This is a genomic window from Paenibacillus hemerocallicola, from assembly GCF_006265175.1.
Lineage (GTDB): Bacteria > Bacillota > Bacilli > Paenibacillales > NBRC-103111 > Paenibacillus_AB > Paenibacillus_AB hemerocallicola.
This window is the reverse complement of record NZ_VDCQ01000076.1, coordinates 24,832-46,467: the sequence shown is the minus strand read 5'-3', so window position 1 is coordinate 46,467 and position 21,636 is coordinate 24,832. Positions and strand designations below refer to the sequence as shown.

The following is a 21,636-nucleotide window of genomic DNA, read 5'->3' as shown; positions in this document are numbered from 1 at the left end:
CGTGCGGGGTGCGGCGTGCGGCGTGCGGGGTGCGGCGTGCGCCTGGAGGACGTGCTGGGCGCAGCGTGTGTTGCGGTCCGGGGCTGGAGGCTGGATGGTGCTGAGTGCTGGTGGCTGGAAGCTAGGGCTCGGCGCTCTGTGCTGGGGGGGTTAGGCTGCTGGAGGCTTTTTACAGGTAACCGATTACTGTGCTACTGAGGTCTGCCGGTTGTTGGCTGCGGAACAAATAGTTCCCCTTTCTGTAGGTGAGGGAACAAAAAGTTCCTCTATTGCGAACTTCGGGGACGGAAGAAGGTCCGAACGGAACAATCAGTTCCTCTATTTACTTAAAAAGAAGCTAAATCGACCTTTCTGCTGACCATAAAGGAACTCATCGTTCCGCTAAGCACCATTTTGGCGGCAAATGTCGGCTTTAGCGGAACTTTTTGTTCCGCATGCCATTTCAGTTATCGGTATGAACGTCCATTCGTTGCTCAACTCTTGGAAAATGGAGTGCGGGAATCGCTTCCCGACCGGAGAGCGCCGTTAAGCTGCCGTTCCCAACTGTTCGTTAGCGGGCAGGCGTCGCTCTGGCTATGCAACAGCACCGAAAACGATAAAGAGCAGTCCCGCAAGGTCTGGCAAAACCTGCTGAACTGCCCCTTTTACCGTTGCCTACGCCTGAAAAATCCGATCGATCGCCGCAATCTCTTCCGCGGTTAGCTGTACTTGCAGCGTTTTAAGATTGTTCAGCACCTGCTCCGGCTTCTTGGCGCCGGGAATCAGGACGTCGATCGAATCCCGGGTCAAATACCAAGCGAGCACGACATGCGCCACTTCCGCTTGCTTTGCATTGGCGATTTCGCGGACTTGCTCGACCTTTTCCAAATTCCGGACGAACGTCTCCCCTTGGAACATCGGGTTTTTGGCGCGATTGTCCGCGAATGTCGAATCCTTCGAGTAGGCTCCGCCCAATAAACCCGATGCCAGCGGAAAATACGGAACGAACGAAATGCCATTCGCCGTCGTATAAGGTAGTATCTCCTTCTCCGCACCGCGTTTGAACAAGTTGTACTCCCCTTGCAAAACGTCGACGCTGCCGTCACGGTTAGCTTCCCGCAATTGGTCGATAGAGAAATTGGACACGCCGATGGCTCTTATTTTCCCCGCGTCCTTCAATTGTTGCAAAGCCCCGACAGCCTCGTCCTTCGGCGTATGCTCGTCCGGGAAATGAATATAAAACAAATCGATATAATCGGTTTGCAGCCGTTTTAAGCTGTTGTCGACGGACTCCTTCAAAAATGCCGGGGAATTATCCATCACCGTCTTGCCGTCCACGAATTTATGCGACGCTTTGGAAGCGATGACGACTTCGTGGCGGTTGCCCTTCTCCCGCACCACTTCGCCGATTAATTGCTCCGAGCGCTCGGGCCCGTATATGTAGGCCGTGTCCAGGAAATTGATCCCGTTGTCCAATGCGGCGCGAACGACCGCCTTGCCGGTTTCATCGCTAAGATTCGGAAACAGATTGTGGCCGCCTACGGCATTGGCCCCGAGACCGATCGGGGTTACTTTCAAATCCGTTTTGCCTATTTTGTGTTGCTCGGGCATCCCTGTCCATCTCCTTTTCTATTCTTGAATAGTAACATAGCACAATCGCCGACCGTTCGTCCACGATCGAACAATGCAACGTGCAATAGTGCATTTGCATGGACCCATATCCCCCAATTTCAAGCCGTCTGCATGCACAAGTGCAGGTAATCACCCCATTTGTAACCATTTTATTCCTTTTCTCGCCTGAGTACCTGCATTTTTGCATGCAGACCGCGAAATTTCGATCCAATGGCACAAACAAAATGCACTTTTGCACGTATACAAGCGATTTGTCGGCTAAAGGAGCGCGAATGCGCATACAGCGTCACTTCGAACGAATGCCGCCATTCAACAGGCAAAGGGAGCCGGGAATTAAGTAGTTGGCGTGGAAAATAAGCGTCGGCATGCTCGCTGACTAGTCACGAATTCAACTTGCCGTCCGAAGCGGAGCAGTTCTCTCCTCGGTATGGAGAATGGTTTACACGATCACGAACAGGCGCAGCAATAAGTCCGGAACTGTTTAATAGTCCCGGACTTCCTTCTTCTTATCGCCATCTACGCCGATACGCCGCTCGTCTCCGGCTTGCTCTTCGGCAGCAGCCGTCCCGCCAACGTAACCGCCAAGCATAGCAGGAAGCATACGCCGAACAAAATCCGGATCGGCACGCCGAACGTTTCCGCTTCTCCTCCTGCCGCTCCCATCGAGCCGACAAGCAGCGTAGCCAAGCCGATGCCGGCAATTTGGCCGAGATAGCGGACCATCGCGAGCAAGCTTCCGGCCAGGCTGCTTTTCGACGCGGGAGCCGCACTCATTATTTCCGCATTGTTCGTGGCATGGAACAGCCCGATGCCCACCCCGAACACCGCGAGCTGCAAGCCTACGCTTACCGCCGTCACCTCGGGAAGCAAGGCGACGAACAGCATGGATACCGCACAAAATAGCGAGCCGAGCGCAATCGGCGCCGCTCCGCCGTATTTGTCCCGGAACCAGCCGGCAAACGGAGCTATGACGCCCATCGTGAGCGGCTGGAGCATCAGCAGCGCCCCGGTAGCCCAAGCGGAATAACCGAGCTGGCTCTGCAAATAAAACGTGACCGGGATAAGCGTTGCCGTCTGCGCCAAATTAATGACAAACGAGCTGGCGTTGCCGAGCCATACTTTGCGATGGCGGAACAGCTCCCGGTCCAGCACGCCGTAATCGATGCGCCGTCCCTGCAGCCATAGCGCGATCAACAAAGCGATTCCGATCGCGCCTTCCGCCAGCGCCTTCGTCGAGAACGCAGACTGGTCCTTGACCGACTCGGCCGCCAGCATGAGCAGACATGCCCCGGCCGCCAGCAGGAAAGCTCCGACGAAGTCGATCGGCGTTTTGACCGATGCCGTCTTCCCCCGCGGAAACCACCGCATGCCCAATACGCAAGCGGTCAGCGCAATCGGGACATTGATCCAGAACAGCCACGGCCATTCGACGAATTCGAGCATAAATCCGCCAAGCGCAGGTCCGGACAGCGTACCGATCGAGATGACGATCGCATTCACCCCGAGAGCCCGTCCGCGCTCGTGATCCGGGAATACTTGGCGCACCATCGCCTGGCTGTTCGCCATAATCATCGTGGCGCCTATACCCTGCAGACAGCGGGCCAGCAGAAGAGCGACGAAGCCCTGCGAAAGCGCGATGAACAGCGACCCGATCCCGAATACGAGAAATCCGCAGCTGTATACTTTGCGCCTCTCCATCCGGTCGGACAGCTTGCCCAGAAACGGCAGCAGCACGATCATTGTCAACAGGTAGACGGTTGCGACCCACTGAATCTGGGCCAGGGACACCGAGAATTGCTTGGCCATGATCGGCAGCGACACATTAACGATCCCGACATCGAGGGTGGAAATAAGTGTCCCCATATTGACGATTTGCAATATTCCCCATTTGTTGCCTTTCGAGCTCGACATGATCCGAATTCCTTCCCGATTGCGGTTTCCGCGGCAATGACGAACCGTATGCCCGGTTTTTTTTGATGGTTGAGCAACTTCTCTCTCGCCTGATTGTACATCCGTCCGGTCCGAAAGAAAAGTCTAAAATACGGCGTTTAAACGCACTTTGCCGGCTCCGTCATTTCCGGTACGTCACCGCCTGGCTCCCCATCTGCAGCCACGAGGAAATTAGCGTATCCCGCTCAATGGGCTTGGCCGCCGCGCCGTCAAACGGATCATTGACGTACATATACTCGTCGTCATAACCGACAAGCAGCACGGCATGCTCGTACCAGGACATCTGAACGGGCCCCGCATCGCTCTGCCACGTCTCCATCAGCGTCTCCGGCGTAAAGTTGATGTTCGTCCAGATCACGACCGGTCTTCCGTCTGCAACCGCCGTCAACAGCTCGTCGAACGGCAGCTCCGTCAAATCTGCGGCCCGTCTCGGTAAAATCTCCGCAAGCAGCTGAAAAATCGGCCCATGATATACCCCGTATCCGTCGGTTTCTCCCGTCATGTCGCCTACAAAGCCGACGTCCGGGTTGCCCCACGATTCGATCGCGCCGTCTTCGTTCCTTACGAGCGGCGTCCTATCTTTGGCCACCCGCTCGGCCAGCTCCATCTTGTCGACCGGACTGCCGGCAGCCTCAAGCAGCATGGCCAAGCTCGTCACTTCGCAGCCGTTGAACAGCTCGGGAAGCTGATCGATGACCGGCACTTCGATCATGGCCGACGAAGGTAGCGTCGCGAGGGCGACGTTGATTACTTCCGCTTGCGGCTCCCAGGCTCCGGTACGCCCTTCGATGCTCTCACTCTCCGAAGCCTCGGGCGTCCCGCCGGGAATGGCGCTGGCCTCTGCGACTAATTGGGGCTTTCCACTCTCCTGCCCGGTCCAAGTGTGAGCCGCCGAATGCGGAATAGCCGCAATGCATACCGTGACGGCGATTAAACCGCCCGCAACCGCGAGAGCGATCGTAATCTTCTTCAAGCAGTCCATCTCCTTCGGGTTGCAGGCGCGGATCAGCGTTTGGACCAGTCGAACGATTGGCGAGCCAACGTTTCCTGTCTGCCGTTATAAGCAACGATCGTCAGCGGTACATCTGCCTGAAGCGACGAGAAATCGATCTCGACCTCCCATGGGACCTCGTATGAGACGGCCAATCGCTTCTCCCCTTGGAAGACGGCGACGGAATGGGGCTGGCTGTCGAACGGCATATCGGGGTAGACGAATAGCTTGTGCTTGCCCTGCAAGCCGGAGGCCGTTGCCAGAGGAACGTAGCGGATGTTTTCCTTGGCCGAGGTCCCCTGCTCCACTTTCGTCAAAAAATAGTCGCTTTGGATCAATTTGCGATATTGGTCGTACATGAGCGGATTTTCTTTGATATCGTAGATGAATTCGCTTTTCAGGCTTTCGCTTCTGGACTTGCTCATGTTGAAATAGGTAATCGCTTTCACCTGGGGAAACATTTTCGGCAAAAAGCCGTACATGATGCTGATTTGCCCTTCGGCCCACTTCGCATGGCTTTTATTCGTCTTCGTATTGTAGTGGGAAATGGCCCCTTCGGCGATCATGATCGGTTTATGCTTATATTTCTCGTAGAGCGGGATAAAATAGTCGATCTGGTTTTTGCTGAAATCTTCTTTCCCGTCATAGTAAGGAGTCGAATAAAGCGAAAACCCGACCCAATCGACGTACTCGTCGCCGGGATAATAAGCATCGATATTGTCTTGCGGCCAAAAATTAGGGGACCATACCATTGCGACGTTTGGCGCTTCTTCCTTGATAATCCGGGAAACGAGACGAAACTTCTCCACGTATTTTTGCGGCTCGTCATACCAAGGCACCCAATTCCCGTTCATCTCGGACGCATAGCGCAAAAAAATCGGAATGCCGGCTTCCTTCGCTTGCCGCGCGAACGACCGGACGTATTCGTCGTCCTTGACCGCATCCAGTCCGTATTGCGGCTCCCAGCCGATCTGCAGAGCTCCGCCCGCGCCGGCCGCCTTGACGCTGTTGATCGTACGGGTAGGAAAATAGTTTCGCGTATCGTTCTCGTCCTTGCGCCAACCGGAATAGTGAAGGCCGATCGGATGATACCGGCCGAACGTTTGCTCCACGGCGGGGTAGTCGAAAATGCCGAACATGCCCAAGTACGCTCCTGATTGCGGCTCGAACTTGGCCAACTGCCGGTTCTCGGTTGCTGGAACGCCGACATACGGCGTCAGGACTACTTCTTGCGGCGAGGGAAGGGCTTCGTCGTAAAAACGGTTGTCTCTCGGCTCGGCCTTCGTCCGATATGCGTCGCTGGCCGCATACCAATGCTCCGCTTCCTTCTCCCGGTCCGCGCTGCGATAATAAGCGGCCATACGGTAAGCGTAATCGGCGGCAGCGTCCCATTTCCCGTTCCTCTCGGCAGCCTGGAGCCGGTCTTCCCACCATTTCAGCAAATTGCCCGACTGACCGTCGGCGGACTCTCGTACGACGTCGGCGCCCGTCAGCCCGACCGATGCCGAACGGGGCTGCTCCTTCCTGCTTTCCAAATACAGCCATCCGAATACCGTTCCGGCCGCGACAATCGCCGTAATGACGGCCGTTCGTCCAAAGATTCGCCCCATGCCTTCGTTCCCCCGCTTCGATTCGTTTTCCTCTTCTCTATGTATTGTACTATATTCGCTCCGATTAGTAAGACATTTGTCCGGCTCCGAGCACATTTTTGCTTCAAAAAACTCGCGTCCCATATCAGGCCTAGTCCGTTCGGCCAAGGGATTGACCGTTACGATCGAGCGATTTTCCGATTATTCCGATAATACCTATAAATATAGCAGTTGTTTTATTGTTCACCGGTTTGTTGTACAATGGGGGGGAGCGCTAAACCTTACACGTTATGATAACTAGTGGCGGTGATGTTCGAGAGTGGAATTAAGGCAAATTCAATATTTTATCGAGGTCGCCAAGCTGGAGCACGTCACCGAGGCATCTTACGTGCTGCACGTGGCCCAATCGGCGGTCAGCCGCCAAATATTCAAGCTGGAGGCCGAGCTCGGCGTCGATCTGTTTATCCGGGACGGGCGGAAAGTACGGCTTACTCCGATCGGCAAACTGTTTCTAGGTCATATGGAGCAGGTGCTGCAGGTCATCGAGAAAGCCCAGCAGGAAATCGGCGAATTTCTCGACCCGCAGAAAGGGACCGTTCGGATCGGTTTTCCAAGCAGCCTCGCCTCCCATATGCTTCCCATGGTCATATCCGCATTTCGCGAGTTATACCCGCAAGTTCAATTCCAGCTGCAGCACGGATCGTACCGCGAGCTGATCGAGCTCGTTTCCAAAGGTACATTGAACTTGTCGCTCATCGGCCCTGTCCCGAAGGACGGCAAGCAGATCAACGGAGATACGCTCTTCCTGGAAAGGATCGTCGCTCTTCTGCCGAAGAACCATCCGCTGGCCGATCAATCTTCCTTGAAGCTGAGCCAGCTGCGCAACGACATGTTCGTATTGTTCCCCGAAGGCTTTATTCTGAGGGAGCTTGTCATAAACGCCTGTGCGGCCCAGGGCTTCGAGCCGATGATATCGTTCGAAGGCGACGACATCGACGCGATCAAAGGATTGGTCGCGGCCGGACTCGGCATCACGCTGCTGCCCGAAATCGCTCTTAATGACAGCATTCCCCGTTCGACGGTAAAAATCCAATTCCAGGACCCGCAGGTTACCCGCAGCGTCGGAGTCATTACCCCGGCCAATCGCGAGCTAGCCCCGACGGAGAAGCTGTTTCACGATTTCATCAAGTCGTTTTTCGCTACCGTCGGACAATTCAACAACGAATAAAAAAGGGAGATGAACGCACCGGCGTCCATTTCCCTTTTGCTATAATCAGGCATTGTTCGCTTTTTTGGGCTTCTTTTTACACTATGCCTTGGAGAATCATGGCATCGGCTACCTTCAGGAAGCCGGCGATGTTCGCGCCAACGACGAGATTTCCGGGATGACCGTACTCTTCGGCAGCTTTGACGCTGTTGCGGTAAATATTTTTCATAATATCGTGCAGCTTGTCGTCCACTTCATGGAAGGACCACGAGTAACGCATGCTGTTTTGAGCCATTTCGAGCGCGGATACGGCCACGCCGCCCGCATTGGCCGCTTTGGCCGGTCCGAACTGGACACCCGCCGCCAAAAACACGTCGATAGCTTCCAGTGTGGAAGGCATGTTGGCGCCTTCGCCGATCGCTTTCACGCCATTCGCAACCAGAATTTTCGCCGATTCCTCGTCGATTTCGTTTTGCGTAGCGCAAGGAAGAGCGATATCGCACGGAATCGTCCAGATGCCCGTGCAGCCTTCGGTGTAGACGGAACCCGGATGCTCCTTGACGTATTCGCTGATCCGTTTGCGCTCCACTTCCTTCAGCCGTTTCACGGTTTCGAGCTTGATGCCGCTGGGATCGTAAATATAGCCGTTCGAATCGCTGCAAGCCACGACTTTCGCGCCGAGCTGCTGGGCTTTCTCGATCGCATAGATCGATACGTTACCGGAGCCGGACACGACGACCGTGCTCTCGCTGAAGCTCCACCCGATCGAGTTGAGCATTTCGCCTACGAAATACACACAGCCGTAACCGGTCGCTTCGGTCCGGGTCAAGCTGCCGCCGTAGACGATGCTTTTGCCCGTCAATACGCCCGCCTCGTTGCCGCCGCGAATTCTCTTATATTGCCCGAACATGAATCCGATCTCCCGCGCGCCTACGCCGATATCTCCGGCAGGAACGTCGACGTCCGGACCGATATAGCGGTACAGCTCCGTCATGAAGCTTTGGGTAAAACGCATAACCTCGCCGTCGGATTTGCCCTTAGGATCGAAGTCCGAGCCGCCCTTGCCTCCGCCGATCGGCTGTCCGGTCAACGAGTTTTTGAAAATTTGCTCGAAGCCCAAAAATTTGATGATGCTTCCGCTGACGGAAGGATGAAAGCGAAGCCCTCCCTTGTAGGGACCGATCGCGCTGTTGAATTGTACCCGGAAGCCGCGGTTTACCTGCACTTTGCCCTGGTCGTCCACCCAAGGCACGCGGAACGTGATGACCCGCTCCGGCTCTACGATTCTCTCGAGGATGCCGCTCTTCATATAATGAGGGTGCTTCTCGAATACGGGAACGAGAGAGTCTACGATCTCTTTAACCGCCTGATGGAATTCTTTCTCATGCGGATTGCGCTTAATAACCGTCTCGTATACTTCACGGACATACTCGCGAGCGGCGGTTGCCGTCTCCGGCGACGTTTGGATAGTGGCCATGCTGGTTTCCCCCTCGTATTAGAAAAAATGTCTCTTCGTCCATTCCAGGATGAGCGACTGTACGATTTATCGGAAGTTTATTCTGTGTAAGGAAATATTACCTTAAAATCAGAAAATGGTTTTCCGAAATCGGCCGTATTGCGGCGTCAATCTCCAATACATGTATCTTATTATGCGAAGGGCGGCATAAACAATGCACGATTTAGATCATCTTCATGCCGGTTCGAGATTAGGCCATATTAAAGACATCATCCGTTACTCGATCCATACGGTCGCGATCGATGCCAGCACGAGAGCCTGAGCGGCGGAAAAGGCCACCGTCTTGCGCCAATCGTTTTTGACGAACGGTCCTCCGCGGGACAGCCGCAAGCCTACGAACGGAACGAACAGCAGACCGAGAAAAAATAACAGAATGAAGCTAACGAAAAATACGTACATGGCCAACCCCTCCGGGATTTGAATAATACGATACAGTAGAGCACGGCGATCCGAAATCGTTCCGGAGCAAGCACAAAGAAACCGCGGGAAAGAGAACCTTTCCCGCGGTTTCGAAAGACATGGCGAATAAGCCATGACGAACGCGCGTTTACGGTTGCCTCTCCGAAACGCTTACGAGGTTAGCTGACGGATTCGGACGTTGGAGTCGCCCTACGCTTTACCCGTAACGGGCTTAGCGATTCACCCCTGATGCCGCGGCTCATGAGACGCCGCCGCACCGTTTGGTTCCCCCGCTTCTGCCTTGCGGCAAAATTCAGCGATTGCAGACTTATGGAATCACGCTATGAATCATACTCCTTCCCTCTTATCCTGTAAAGCCGGAAGGAAAGCCGAATGAGCCATTATTGGCCCTCCCGCACGATAAGGCAGCGTTTCCATCAACCGTTATCTGTCTTTTGCTTGGTTTCTCTGCTCGATCCTGCTCCTGCTAATCCCGCTTCCGCATCAGCTGCTCGTAGAGCCGTTTCGTTTGGGGCTCCGGCTCCAGGCCCAGCTCTTTTTTCAAAACATGGGCAAACGCCTCATAGCAAGCCTTTAACGATACGAAGTCCCCTATTCCAGCATAAGCGGTCAGGACGAGTCGGCACACCTCTTCCGAATACGGATCCTTCTCCTGCAGCAGGACCAGACTACGCAGCGCCTGCCGTTCATTGCCATGTTTCATCTCGTAGTCCGCAATCGCCTTGGCGAGGACGGCAAACCGCTCCAACAGCTCCCCGCTTCTCGGCTTTGCCCAGGAGTAGTCGTGCTCTTCCAAATAATCGCCTCTGTACAGCTCCAGGACGCGCTCATAGTGTTCCCGGTTTTGTTCGGTTATTACGGGATTGTCCCCTACCTCCCGCTCGAATTTCTCCACGTCCGTAACAATTCCTTCGGCAAAAAGCCGGTAGCTTTCTTGCGCATATTCCACCGCCGCTTCCACCCCCCAGTCCTTCAGCACTTTCCTGACCTGGGAGATTGAAGTATGCAAATAGGTTACGGCCTTGTCCGACTCGACATCCGGCCACATCGTATCGAGCAGCAGCCCCCTGTCGATCCATCGTCCCTTGTGATGAAGCAGGATCGCGAACAGCTCCTGGGCTTTCATCGTCCGCCATCGAAGCTTGCCGCCGGATCCGGAGCTGTCGGCGAGCATAAGCCGTTTGAAGCAAACCACTTGCGGATCGTCGGGCTTGACGGCTTCGATCCGGCTTGCCTTGTGCTGATCGTAAACCGCGACGCGCTCGACCGTCTTGGACAAACGGTCCGGATGAATCGGCTTGAGCAAATAGTCCAGGGCGTTCAGCTCGAACGCCTCGATCGCATATTCCGAATAGGCGGTCGTGTAGACGATCATAATATTGCGGTCGATTTGACTAATATATTCGGCAGCCTCCAGTCCGTTCATCTCGGGCATTTCGATATCCAGGAAGACGATCTCCGCCTTATCCGCCAAAAGGTGGTCCAGCCCTTCGCGGGCGGACGTAAATTTGCCCGTCACGCGTATGCGGCCGTCGCTGTCCAACAGACGTTCCAGATGGAGCAGGGCCGGTTTTTCATCATCGATCAATATCGCCTTCACGCGTCTTCGCTCCTTCCATCCGCTTCGTAGTCGGCCGGTAATTCAAACCGTACAGTCGTGCCTCGCTTCCATTCGCTATCGATCTGCAAGCCCCGGCCGTATAGCGTTAGCAGCCGTCCATGAATATTTCTCAATCCGACGCCGCTGCCGGCCTTGTCCGACAGCACCTCGTTCAACCGCTCTGGCGTCATGCCCATGCCGTCATCCGATACGACGACGGTCACGCGATTGTCCGCCTCCCGAACGGAAATCCGTACCGTCCCTCCCGCCGACTTCCGCATAATTCCGTGCCTTACCGCATTCTCGACGATAGGCTGGATCGTGAGCGGAGGAATGAGACTTCGCATATTTCCGCCAATATCGTATTCCACTCGGAGCCGTTCGTCGAATCGCGCCTTTTCCAGCTGCAGGTACGATTTGACCAGCTCCAGCTCCTTCTCCAAGTACGTCAGCCGCTCCCTGTTCTGGAAATCGAAGCTTGCGCGCAAATATTGGCTGAGCTCGATCAGCAGATGCGTCGCTTTCGCCGGGTCGACCGGACATATCGCAATAATCGTATTCATGGCGTTATACAAAAAATGCGGTTTGATCTGCGCCTGCAAAAAGGCCATCTCGGTCCGTATCGCCGTCTGGACCGACTTGCGCAGCTCGAGCAAGGTGCGGATGCGGGCCCGCAGCTCCGGCGCATCGACGGGCTTGCTCAAATAGTCGTTGACCCCCGCTTGGAAGCCGGCCTGGACGTCCTCCGGGCGGCTTCTCGCCGTCAGCATGAGCACGGGCAGCTCGGACAGCGAATACCGCTCGCGAATTTTCCGGCACAGCTCCAAGCCCGACATGCCGGGCATCATCCAATCGACGATGACGCAGTCCAGCTGCGGCGACCGGGATAGCTGGGCAAGCGCCTCTTCCCCGTTGTCGGCAACAAGGACGGCGCAATTGTCGACGCTGAGCAAATTGTACATAACCTGCAAATTTACAAGATCGTCATCCACGACCAGCACGGTATATTCGGTAGGGCCTTTCTTGATGACCGGAGTGATCTCGCCGGGCCGGATGGAATGGGCGCTGACCGCCACCTCTCTCGCCGCCGGCTTGCGCTCGGCCTGGCTCGTCCTGACCGCTGCAGGAATGGTGAAATAAAACACGGAGCCCCGGTCCGGCTCCGATTCGACGCCGATTTCTCCCCCGTTCAATTCCACCAGTTTTTTCGTTATGCTCAGTCCAAGTCCGGTCCCCGCATGATTCATCTCCAATGCGGTGTCGGTTTCGTCGAAGGACCGGAACAACGTGGCAAACCGTTCCTTGGCGATGCCGATTCCGGTATCCGCCACGCTTATTTTGACAAAGGCTCCGACTACCTCCGCATAGATGCGGATTTCGCCTTGGCGCGTAAACTTGAGCGCATTGCCGAGCAAATTGAATAAAATTTGCTGCAGCCTGTTCTCGTCGGTATCGAGCAGCGGCAGCGATTCCGGCCATTGCTGCACGAGACGGATCTCTTTTTTGCCGGTCATATGACCGATAACTTCGAGCACGGATGTCGCTACCGATTTCAAATCGACCGCCTGCCGCTGCAATACGATGTCGCCGTTCTTCAGTCTGGAGAAATCGAGTATATCGTTGATGAGCAAAGACAGCCGCTTTCCCGTCGACACGACCATGGAGAGATCGCTCTCCTGCTTCGCGTTCAGCGTTCCGCCCGCCCCGGCAAGAAGCGATTCGGCGATGTTGACGATGCCGTGCAGCGGAGTACGCAGCTCGTGGGACGTATTGGCCATAAATTCGTCCTTGAGTCCGTCCAGCGTCAACAGCCGCTGCGATAATTGCTCCACCTCGCGGAACGAGTGTGCGAACCGCCCCGCTAGCAGAAGCGCTTGAGCGATGACGAAGATGAGCATCTCGATCGGAAGGAGCATCTGGTTGGAGAGCAGACCGACCACGTTCAAAATGCTTACTAATATAATAACGGATATGCTCTGCACGCTCATCAGCACATAAATCACGTCTTTGGAGCGATGCTTCATATCCCGGAGAAGCACGAACGCTACATAGATGACTACGATAAATGAATAGCTGAAGTAAGGGACATCGATTCTGGAGAAAACGATTGTCGGCAAAAAGACGGGCACGAGCAGCATCAAAACAGTCGACACCCGGAAAATCAACAGCAATTTCGGGGATATTCTCCGGGATACGATAACCGAGACGTAGCGCATCAAGTAGTAATGCACCAGCACGGAAGAAATAAGCTGAATTCGCAGAAACAGCTCGTATGGAAATCCGGGGATGATGCCGCCCAGCAGCTTCTCTCCGTGCGTCAAGACGTAGATAAGGCTGGTCAGGCAAAACAGGCCGAGATAACGCAGAGACACTTCCTCCCTGCGAATCCGGTACAAGAAGAGGAAAAACAGGCCGGGTATGAGAAAACCGGCGGAAGTCATCAGATCCCCGAAAATGTTTCGTTCCCGAACCTGCATGACGGAGCGCTGATCCCCGAATACGAGCGGGTAGATCATCCCGCCGGAGGCATAGCTGTAATTCGACACTTGTACGATAATTTCCATCGTATCCCCGGACGCCCGGGTAAAGCCGACGTAAGGGGTATTGTCCGCCGTGGTCGTCTCGGCGGATTCCCCGGGCACGCCCCCTGCCCCGATCTCGCTTCCGGCCATGAACACCCGGTTCGCCGTCCGGATATTCGTCGTTTCGATGCCGTATATACCGTTATCCGCCCCGCTCAGCTTGACGAGCAATCGAAAGGTCGCATAGCCGGTCTCCGCCGGTTCGCCGTCTTCCGCTATGTACTTGTTCCATTGGCCCGGAACGGTCGCTATGCCGGTCAGTACCGGCCGGTCAGCCGCCGATGACGCCGATTCCGCGAAATGCTCCGGTCCGAGCAGCTGGCTGCGGTAAAACTCCCATTCCCCGGACAAGGCGACCGTACCGTCACGGGCGAAATTCCAGTCGCGCAAGTCCAGCACGCCTTCCTTCGCTGCCGGATTCCGATATTCGTCGTTCATGAGGTACAATAATCCGAATAAGGGCAATAGGAGAACAATCATAAAGCCGAGTCCTGCAAAAAAACGCTTCTTGAACATGAAATCTCTCCCGGTGCAATCGCGTTATAAATAATCCCCTTTCATTGTATATGGTTGCGGCCGATTTTTCGATTGCAATTTTTTTTCATGGTCGAATCGCGCATCCTTGTCCGAAACGCAATTAAGGTTCGGACGGTACGCTTGTTGACTTCCTCCTCCGCTCCAACTATACTGGATACACCCGAATGAGTGTAACCGCAATAGTTACTGGATATATAAATGAACGCTCATCTTATTATATGGAGGCTGATTATGATGAAGGTGGAAATATGGTCCGATTTCGTATGTCCGTTCTGCTATATCGGCAAACGCCGGTTTGAAGCCGCGCTCGAGCAATTTCCGCACCGTGGCGAAGTGGAGGTCGTATACCGCAGCTTCGAGCTCGACCCGGAGGCGAAGCGCGACTTGCCGGGCGACATTCACGATATGCTCGCATCCAAATACGGCATGAGCCGGGAGAAAGCTATGTCAATGAACTTCAACGTGGGCGAGCAAGCGCAATCCGTCGGATTGACGTATCATTTCGACAAAATGAAGCCGACCAATACGTTCGATGCGCACCGTCTTGCCCATTTTGCCGGCCGCTACGGCAAATCAGCGGAAATGACGGAGCGCTTGCTCCGGGCCTACTTTACCGAGGGCGAGCATATCGGACATGCCGATACGCTTATCGCTTTGGCGGCAGAGCTCGGTCTCGATCGCGATGAAGTGGCGGGTATGCTAGCCTCGGACGAAGGCAAATCGGAGGTGCGCTCCGACGAGCAGGAAGCGAATGCGCTAGACGTCCGCGGCGTTCCTTTCTTCGTCATCAACCGCAAATATGCGATATCCGGCGCACAATCGAGCCAAGTATTCGCGGAGACGCTGGACAAGGTGTGGAGCGAAGACCATCCTCTCGTCTATGTGAACGGCGCGGACGACCAGTCGGCGGACGGTTACTGCGAGGACGGCGTATGCGGAGTGCCGCCGACGGCGGACAACAAAGACTGACTTGGACGAACGCGACCATACGCGCAATGCAAATAAGCTCGCCTGGCTGCGTCCATCCGACGCGTCTGGCGAGCTTTATTTTCATATAAATCATCAACTGCTACCTGAACCAGCCCTTCTCTTTAAACCGCGTGATGGCCTCCACCCGGTTGCTGACGCCGAGCTTGTCGAGAATAACGGAAATATAATTGCGGACCGTTCCATTCGTTAGATACAGCTCGCTGGCAATATCCTTCGTATTTTTACCCTCTGCGATAAGGAGCAATACTTCCTTCTCCCGTTCGGTCAACGGATTCTCGTTCCCATATGCGTTATCGACCAATTCGGTCGCATAGACGCGGCGGCCGGCCATGATCATCCGGATGGAGTCCGCCAACTCCTCGCTGGGGCTATCCTTCAACAAATAGCCGCTCGCGCCCGACTTGATCGCCCTCTCGAAATATCCCGATCTGGCAAAGGTGGTCAGGATCATCACCTTGCAGCCCGTGCCTTTCAGCTGCTCGGCCGCCTCAAGTCCGCTCATCCCGGGCATCTCGATATCCATGATGCAAATATCCGGCTTGTGAGCGTGAACGAGCCGCACGGCATCCTCTCCGTTGCTCGCCTTTCCGACGACCTTCATATCATCTTCCAAATCGAGCAGGGAAGCCAATGCGCCAAGCAGCATGCGTTGGTCCTCGGCAATCACGATGCGAATCATGTTACCGCCTCCTATTCCGGTTGCGTGGATACGACCGGCACCCTGAATACGATCTTCGTACCGGCTTCCGAAACGATCTCCATAACACCGTTCACAAATTCAAGCCGTTCTTTCATCCCGCGCACTCCGTTTCCTCTGAAGCATGCGGCTTCCTCCGCTATGCCGATCCCATTGTCTTTTGCCGTGATAATGAACTCGGTTGGCGTAGGCTCGATGGCAATTATGCATGATGTAGCGCTGCTGTGCTTCACGATATTCGTCACGGCTTCCTTCAAGCACATGCTGAGCACGTTCTCGGCAATGAGGGAGATGTTGTGTATTCCGGGGTCGCCCTCCAGGACAAGATCGATTTCGGCCGCCTTCAAAATCTGTTTGACCCGGAACAACTCGTCCTCCAACCGGGTACCGCGCATTTCCGTAACCATTTCCCGAACTTCCTTCAATGCCGTTCTTGCCGTTTGACGTACGTCGTTCATTTCGGCCTGCGCTTGGAGCGGGTTTTTAATTACTAGCTTGGCAGCCAAATCGCTCTTCAAGCCGATCAAGGACAGCTTCTGACCGAGCGTATCGTGAAGATCTCGAGCGATTCGCTGGCGCTCCTCCAGCTTGACCAGCTCGGAAATTTTCTTGTTCGCATCCTCCAGCTGCCCTTTCAGTTTATCACCTTTATTGCGGTTATAGGTCGTGACGGGAAGCAGGATAACCCCGATCAGACTGACCAAGACGAACGGCAGCTGGGAGAGCAGCATAGGATTTTGCGTTACAAAACCGAAGTTGATCACCCCGATTGTAGTCAGAAGGTGAACGGCGTATAGCGTAACGAACCCGATCCGATTCTGGATATTTCCGATAAAAAACGCCAAGAACAGCGCGAAATATACGTACCCGAACAGCACGGTCATCGTGATCGAGATCAAAATCTGGACGCTGCTCCAGAAATAGACCAACCACCCTTTGGAGACAAAAGAAAGTACGTAGCAAGCAAAGAACACCAAAATCATAAGGATCCCGATTACTACTTCGTACATGGAGGAGGACCGCAATATGAAATAAAAAGGGAGAATGTAAAAGACGACCCATACATAAGGACTAAGTCCCGTGCTTTTGTGAAAAATATGATGCCACTTCTGCATGGCCTCGCCTCTCCATCCGCTATTTAATGCCTGTATGAGTTTATTATAACAGATTTGCGCTTTTTGCCGTCACTCCCGGTGCTTTTAGCCGGTTTCCAGCCAAATCGGCTTTATTGTCGGCGGCGGAGGCCGACTTCATGCGCTTCAGATCCTTGAAACTGACGAACGTTTTGCCGTGCTCATCCCACAGACGGAAACCGAGAGATTTCAAACTGAGACGGATGGTGATCGTAGTCGCCTTCTGAAGGGGAACCACGGCCTCATGCACCTTCTCCAAATTATAGTTTGGCACTTTCGGGCTCAAGTGATGAACGTGATGGAATCCGATATTCCCGGTAAGCCATTGCAGCAGCAGGGGCAGCTTGTAATAAGAGCTGCCTTCGACGGCTGCTTTCACATAACTCCACTCGTCGTCATTCTCGAAATAGGATTCCTCGAACTGATGCTGGACGTAAAACAGCCAAATGCCGAGACTGCCGGACAGGAAGAAGATCGGCCCTTGAATCAGTACGAACGCCTGCCAGCCGATCGCCCAGATCAACAATGCGTACAAGCCGACAATCAAGACATTGGTTACGTAATTGCCGATCCGTTCCTTGCGTCTTGCGCCTTTGCGGTTGAACCGATATTGAATGAGGAAAACGGCGATCGGGCCGATTCCGAACATGACAAACGGGTTGCGATAAATCCGGTAAGCGATGCGGCGCCATAAAGGAGCTGCCGTATATTCCTCGACAGTCAAAATCCACATGTCGCCGATGCCCCGTTTATCGAGATTGCTGCTGGTGGAATGATGGATCGAATGCTCATTTTTCCATTGTTGATACGGAACCAGGGTAAGGACGCCGAGAATGGTGCCGAGTATATCATTGGCTCTGCTGCTTTTGAAAAACGACTGATGGCAGCAGTCATGGAATAAGATAAAGGTTCTGATCATAAACCCCGAAGCGATAACGACGAGCGGAAGGGTAAGCCAGTATGAAACCGAAAGGCTAAGGTATGCGCCATACCAGAGCGCCAGCAAGGGCACCAAGGTGTTGATTAATTGTCTGACGCTTGCTTTCGTATCGGTTTTCTCGAAGGGGGCTACATTCTGCTTCAGTTGCTTGATGCTCGGTTGTTCCATTGTGATGTTCCTCCTCGAAATGACGCGCGGACTTGCGGTATCCAGTCTGCAGCCTTAGTCTACCTTAAGTATAGACAACCCTGCGGCCGTGCAGAAGTTATAAACATCAGTTCGGGGTATGACATATGTCATATGGGAGGATGAAAGTTTAACATTTCCTAACAAAAAAAAGACCCTTCGGATATGAAAGGGCCTATCGGGATATCGTCCTATGTCGTTTGCTTGTGCCGCCGCCTATTGTTGGCCGCCCGAACTTGCGATTGGCCGACGGCGGGAGGCGTCTTCGATTTGGCGGGCTTTACGACGTTTGACGGCGACGAACCTTCCGTCTTTGAAGGCGGTGTCGTATTCATCATCGGGTAGGGATGGTCTTTCACCACGGGAATGGTTTTGCCGATCAGCTTCTCGATATCCTTGAGATACGGAATTTCTTCCGCTTCGCAGAAGGAGATCGCGTCCCCGCTCAGTCCCGCTCTACCGGTACGGCCGATTCGATGAACGTAGGTTTCCGGAATATTCGGGAGATTGAAGTTGATTACATGGGAAAGCTCCTCGATATCAATACCTCTGGCCGCGATATCCGTCGCTACCAGCACTCGCGTTACGCCGCTTTTGAAATTGCTCAATGCGGTTTGCCGGGCGTTTTGGGATTTATTCCCGTGTATCGCCTGAGCGGGAATTTTTACTTTGGTCAGCTCGCGCACGACACGGTCGGCGCCATGCTTCGTACGTGTAAACACCAATGCCGAAGCAATGGATTTATTTTGCAAAAGGTCATTCAACTGCTTTTGCTTGTTTTCCTTGTCTATCATATAAATAGATTGGTTGATCCTGTCCACGGTAGAAGACACGGGAGTAATTTCTACTTTCACCGGATTAACCAACAGCGATTGGACCAATTTGGATATTTCCGGAGGCATCGTGGCCGAGAAGAACAGAGTTTGCCTTTTGCCGGGCAATTTGGCGATGATTTTTTTCACATCGTGAATAAAGCCCATATCCAGCATCCTGTCGGCTTCATCCAGCACCAGGATTTGGACATATTGCAAATCGACACGCTTTTGATTCATCAAGTCGATGAGTCTGCCGGGAGTCGCAATCAAAATATCCGCGCCTTGATTCAGCGCACGCTCCTGCGCATGCTGCGACACGCCGCCCACGATGGCGACGCAGCGCAAATCGGTGTATCGGCTATACGCTTGCACGTTATCCGATATTTGAAGAGCAAGCTCTCTTGTCGGAGTCAAGATCAGGGAGCGAATACGGCGTCGGCTATCGGGTCTATTTAGCGGTTCGCTCAATAGTTGGATAATCGGCACGGCAAATGCGGCCGTCTTCCCGGTTCCCGTTTGGGCGCAGCCAAGCAAGTCCCTGCCGGCCAGCACCGCCGGAATCGACTGTTCCTGTATGGGTGTCGGCGTTGTATAGTTTTCTTTGGTTAAAGCTTTTAAAATCGTCGGTATAATATTCAAGTCTTTAAAAGTCATTGTATCTCCTTCGTTTCACCGCAGGCTTATTCAGGGTGTATTTAGAGCCTCTTTCAAATCTTTTCCGGCAGCAAAAACCGGAACTTTATCCGCCGGGAGCTCGACTTCCTCGCCCGTGATGCGATTTCTCCCCTTGCGCGCTTCGCGATCCCGCACGGCAAAATTTCCGAAGCCTACAAGCTGAACCTTTTCATTTTGGGTCAATGCTTCGAATATCGAATCCAGAACGGAGGTTACGGCCTTCTCCGCATTCTTCTTGGTAAAGCCGCTTGATTTCGCCACTCTTTCTATAAGCTCTTCTTTATTCATTCCATTCCACCTCTTTTTTATTAATACCGACCGTCCCAAAAGAAAAACTGCTCCCAACACATGTTAAGAGCAGTTCCATCTCGCTATTCACCTTCTTACTATACTCCTTCGCGCTTGAAAAGTATACCTTTTGATTATTTCTTTTATCCGAACCTGCGGTTTGCGGCATATTTTATGAAATCAAAATCTCTCCCGACATCCAATACCCGTTCATCCGTCACGAAGCCCGCCGTCATGCTTCCGGTATCCAGTATGGCCAAGCTTCCTGGCTGCGCTTTCTCCGTCGGATCGGTTCTGCGGGAATCGTTCCGCGGTGGAATCAAAATATTCAACCCGAAAAAAACGGTCGGTCCGAATGAAAGCGGTCCGATTCTCTGATGATAGTGCCCCGCGAACAAAAACTTCGGCCGTACCCGATCGATGAGCTCCGAAATCCGTCTCGATCCCTGGGTTCTGCCGTGAAAGTCCGTCCCTATTCCATAAGGTGCATCGTGAGTAACCAAAATGTCGATCTCTCCGGGAGTGCAAGACAGAATCCGGTTGTACGCTTGGTCGTCGATCGATTTCGGCTCTTGCCCTGCTGTCTCGATGCCGCCGAGATAAGCGATCTTTACGCCGCCGATCTGTTTGATTGCGCCGTCGCGTATATGCCGGACTAGCCGGAACGGATCGATCGACGTCTCTTCCTCCGCCGGATCTCCTTGACTGGCGAGCCACCGGAAATCCTCGTGGTTGCCGCGAATAAATCGGATCGGAGTCTGAAATTGCACCTTTATCGCGTCTATAGCTTCCGCGAGCGGTCCGTCCGCCCGGACATATTTGCCGAAATCAAGCTCCGTACGATCTTCTCGGACGAACCTGCTTCCGAGCATCGCCTCATCGGGGTCGGGATACGCCCCGAAGTCCCCGACCTGCACGATCATATCCAATTTGCAGTCATATACGCGCTGCCAATTCGCAACAACGGCCAGCATATGAAAAACTCTTCCGTGGATATCTCCGACAAATGCGATTTTCATACTCTCGCCTGACCGAGATGGGTAGGCATCCGGTCGATGCTGGCCGAGTTCTTCTCCGCTCTGTACGAGCGGAGCCGATCATCCCCCATATGATCCGCCCACTCGATCAATCGCTCCCTCTCGCCCTTGTATTCGTAATAAGGGACGCTGAAGCCGCACGAGGTGGAGACGGATTCTACCCGCATCGTGACGATTTGCCGCGCTCCGGGCAGTTCGGGATAATCCGGGGAGAGCCGATCCCATTCGGGCGAACCCGGCAGCGCGACCGATCCTTTGCCGTATAGGCGCAATATGGACGGGCCGCCCTCGAAAGCCATGAACATGATCGTCATTCTCCCGTTTTCCATCAGATGGGCGCTCGTTTCATTGCCGCTGCCGGTCAAGTCCAAATAGGCGACCTCCGTAGAGGACATGATGCGGAACGTGTCGTAGCCCTTCGGAGAAAGGTTGACGCGTCCATCCTCCGACAGCGGTGCCGAGGCAACGAAAAACAGATGCTGCTTGCGAATGAACACAGCGTGCTCCGGTTGAATGTCCTTATAGCTTTTTCCCATCGTACTCCTCCTATATAAGTCGATCCGAACGTTACTTAGATTATTCTCTCAGACAGCTCCGATCTCCTTCTGCCTGGCGTTTCCGGCTCCCGATGTAACGATCCGCAAATCGGGTCAAAATTCGCAAATGGCCGTTGTAACGGCAAGTAAATCGTTCACGGAAACGGTGCATTTCACTTTGGCCATATCTTTTATACAGTACTAGGCATGAGGGGTGTTTCTCCGGGAGTCTTCGATCGCGCGGAGCGAAAGGGGGACTACGACATCATCCGCCGGCGGCTGCAACCGTTTCCGCCGCACCCGACGCCGGACACCCTTGCATCGCATGTGCAGCGT

Annotated in this window: 17 protein-coding genes and 1 riboswitch; of the genes, 2 read left to right on the top strand and 15 right to left on the bottom strand. The window is 54.0% G+C overall.

Going from position 1 to position 21,636, the window contains the following annotated elements; genetic code table 11:
• Window positions 1-654: 654 nt before the first annotated feature.
• From FE784_RS34715 to FE784_RS34700, 4 genes are all read right to left on the bottom strand, one after another.
• A complete protein-coding gene (locus tag FE784_RS34715; RefSeq protein WP_139606841.1) occupies window positions 655-1,590 on the bottom strand; it encodes an aldo/keto reductase in 936 nt (311 codons plus the stop codon).
• Window positions 1,591-2,127: 537 nt separating this feature from the next.
• A complete protein-coding gene (locus FE784_RS34710) occupies window positions 2,128-3,522 on the bottom strand; it encodes an MFS transporter (RefSeq protein ID WP_139606840.1) in 1,395 nt (464 codons plus the stop codon).
• Window positions 3,523-3,682: 160 nt separating this feature from the next.
• Window positions 3,683-4,534, bottom strand: a complete 852-nt coding sequence (locus FE784_RS34705) for a C39 family peptidase (protein WP_176706729.1) — start codon at window positions 4,532-4,534, stop codon at window positions 3,683-3,685.
• 32 nt (window positions 4,535-4,566) lie between these two features.
• Window positions 4,567-6,162: a glycoside hydrolase family 26 protein gene (locus FE784_RS34700; protein WP_176706728.1), complete on the bottom strand. Its 1,596-nt coding sequence runs from the start codon at window positions 6,160-6,162 to the stop codon at window positions 4,567-4,569.
• A gap of 298 nt (window positions 6,163-6,460) precedes the next feature.
• On the opposite strand from FE784_RS34700, the gene gltC reads away from it, so the two are divergent.
• Entirely contained in the window at window positions 6,461-7,369 is a 909-nt protein-coding gene (gene gltC / locus FE784_RS34695; RefSeq protein WP_139606837.1) for a glutamate biosynthesis transcriptional regulator GltC, read from the top strand.
• A gap of 76 nt (window positions 7,370-7,445) precedes the next feature.
• Here the strand turns inward: gltC and gdhA are convergent, their stop codons facing one another.
• From gdhA to FE784_RS34675, 4 genes are all read right to left on the bottom strand, one after another.
• Window positions 7,446-8,825: an NADP-specific glutamate dehydrogenase gene (gdhA, locus tag FE784_RS34690; RefSeq protein WP_139606836.1), complete on the bottom strand. Its 1,380-nt coding sequence runs from the start codon at window positions 8,823-8,825 to the stop codon at window positions 7,446-7,448.
• 255 nt (window positions 8,826-9,080) lie between these two features.
• Window positions 9,081-9,263: a hypothetical protein gene (locus FE784_RS34685; RefSeq protein ID WP_139606835.1), complete on the bottom strand. Its 183-nt coding sequence runs from the start codon at window positions 9,261-9,263 to the stop codon at window positions 9,081-9,083.
• A gap of 153 nt (window positions 9,264-9,416) precedes the next feature.
• Window positions 9,417-9,592, bottom strand: a riboswitch (cyclic di-AMP (ydaO/yuaA leader).
• 158 nt (window positions 9,593-9,750) lie between these two features.
• Window positions 9,751-10,884 (bottom strand): response regulator, encoded by a 1,134-nt coding sequence (locus tag FE784_RS34680; RefSeq protein WP_139606834.1) that lies wholly within the window; start codon window positions 10,882-10,884, stop codon window positions 9,751-9,753.
• Complete coding sequence (locus FE784_RS34675) at window positions 10,881-13,982, bottom strand: ATP-binding protein (protein ID WP_139606833.1); 3,102 nt, start codon at window positions 13,980-13,982, stop codon at window positions 10,881-10,883. The genes FE784_RS34680 and FE784_RS34675 overlap by 4 nt, the downstream gene beginning before the upstream one ends.
• 255 nt (window positions 13,983-14,237) lie before the next feature.
• Between FE784_RS34675 and FE784_RS34670 the strand changes: the two genes are divergently transcribed.
• The gene (locus FE784_RS34670; protein ID WP_139606843.1) at window positions 14,238-14,972 is read left to right on the top strand and encodes a DsbA family oxidoreductase; all 735 of its coding nucleotides are present in this window, start codon (window positions 14,238-14,240) and stop codon (window positions 14,970-14,972) included.
• A gap of 100 nt (window positions 14,973-15,072) precedes the next feature.
• On the opposite strand, the gene FE784_RS34665 is transcribed toward FE784_RS34670, so the two are convergent.
• The 7 genes from FE784_RS34665 to FE784_RS34635 all read right to left on the bottom strand — a co-directional run bounded on the left by FE784_RS34665 (window position 15,073) and on the right by FE784_RS34635 (window position 21,300).
• Window positions 15,073-15,672: a response regulator transcription factor gene (locus FE784_RS34665; protein ID WP_139606832.1), complete on the bottom strand. Its 600-nt coding sequence runs from the start codon at window positions 15,670-15,672 to the stop codon at window positions 15,073-15,075.
• An 11-nt stretch (window positions 15,673-15,683) separates the two neighbouring features.
• On the bottom strand, window positions 15,684-16,805 hold the full coding sequence (locus FE784_RS34660; protein WP_139606831.1) for a sensor histidine kinase: 1,122 nt from the start codon (window positions 16,803-16,805) through the stop codon (window positions 15,684-15,686).
• 43 nt (window positions 16,806-16,848) lie between these two features.
• Complete coding sequence (gene desA, locus FE784_RS34655; RefSeq protein ID WP_139606830.1) at window positions 16,849-17,931, bottom strand: Delta(5) desaturase DesA; 1,083 nt, start codon at window positions 17,929-17,931, stop codon at window positions 16,849-16,851.
• A gap of 209 nt (window positions 17,932-18,140) precedes the next feature.
• Entirely contained in the window at window positions 18,141-19,418 is a 1,278-nt protein-coding gene (locus FE784_RS34650) for a DEAD/DEAH box helicase (RefSeq protein ID WP_139606829.1), read from the bottom strand.
• A 30-nt stretch (window positions 19,419-19,448) separates the two neighbouring features.
• A complete protein-coding gene (locus FE784_RS34645) occupies window positions 19,449-19,727 on the bottom strand; it encodes an HU family DNA-binding protein (protein WP_139606828.1) in 279 nt (92 codons plus the stop codon).
• 143 nt (window positions 19,728-19,870) lie between these two features.
• Window positions 19,871-20,701 carry a metallophosphoesterase family protein gene (locus FE784_RS34640; RefSeq protein WP_246132320.1) on the bottom strand — a complete coding sequence of 277 codons (831 nt, stop codon included), beginning with the start codon at window positions 20,699-20,701 and terminating at the stop codon, window positions 19,871-19,873.
• Between the two features lie 41 nt (window positions 20,702-20,742).
• Complete coding sequence (locus FE784_RS34635) at window positions 20,743-21,300, bottom strand: pyridoxamine 5'-phosphate oxidase family protein (RefSeq protein WP_139606826.1); 558 nt, start codon at window positions 21,298-21,300, stop codon at window positions 20,743-20,745.
• Window positions 21,301-21,636: the final 336 nt, after the last annotated feature.

Bases quoted from the DNA above. Each gene is read 5' to 3' on its own strand.
- FE784_RS34715 (WP_139606841.1), bottom strand. From the start codon at position 1,590: ATGCCCGAGCAACACAAAATAGGCAAAACGGATTTGAAAGTAACCCCG.
- FE784_RS34710 (WP_139606840.1), bottom strand. From the start codon at position 3,522: ATGTCGAGCTCGAAAGGCAACAAATGGGGAATATTGCAAATCGTCAAT.
- FE784_RS34700 (WP_176706728.1), bottom strand. From the start codon at position 6,162: ATGGGGCGAATCTTTGGACGAACGGCCGTCATTACGGCGATTGTCGCG.
- gdhA (WP_139606836.1), bottom strand. From the start codon at position 8,825: ATGGCCACTATCCAAACGTCGCCGGAGACGGCAACCGCCGCTCGCGAG.
- FE784_RS34685 (WP_139606835.1), bottom strand. From the start codon at position 9,263: ATGTACGTATTTTTCGTTAGCTTCATTCTGTTATTTTTTCTCGGTCTG.
- FE784_RS34675 (WP_139606833.1), bottom strand. From the start codon at position 13,982: ATGTTCAAGAAGCGTTTTTTTGCAGGACTCGGCTTTATGATTGTTCTC.
- FE784_RS34670 (WP_139606843.1), top strand. From the start codon at position 14,238: ATGAAGGTGGAAATATGGTCCGATTTCGTATGTCCGTTCTGCTATATC.
- FE784_RS34665 (WP_139606832.1), bottom strand. From the start codon at position 15,672: ATGATTCGCATCGTGATTGCCGAGGACCAACGCATGCTGCTTGGCGCA.
- FE784_RS34660 (WP_139606831.1), bottom strand. From the start codon at position 16,805: ATGCAGAAGTGGCATCATATTTTTCACAAAAGCACGGGACTTAGTCCT.
- desA (WP_139606830.1), bottom strand. From the start codon at position 17,931: ATGGAACAACCGAGCATCAAGCAACTGAAGCAGAATGTAGCCCCCTTC.
- FE784_RS34650 (WP_139606829.1), bottom strand. From the start codon at position 19,418: ATGACTTTTAAAGACTTGAATATTATACCGACGATTTTAAAAGCTTTA.
- FE784_RS34645 (WP_139606828.1), bottom strand. From the start codon at position 19,727: ATGAATAAAGAAGAGCTTATAGAAAGAGTGGCGAAATCAAGCGGCTTT.
- FE784_RS34640 (WP_246132320.1), bottom strand. From the start codon at position 20,701: ATGCTGGCCGTTGTTGCGAATTGGCAGCGCGTATATGACTGCAAATTG.
- FE784_RS34635 (WP_139606826.1), bottom strand. From the start codon at position 21,300: ATGGGAAAAAGCTATAAGGACATTCAACCGGAGCACGCTGTGTTCATT.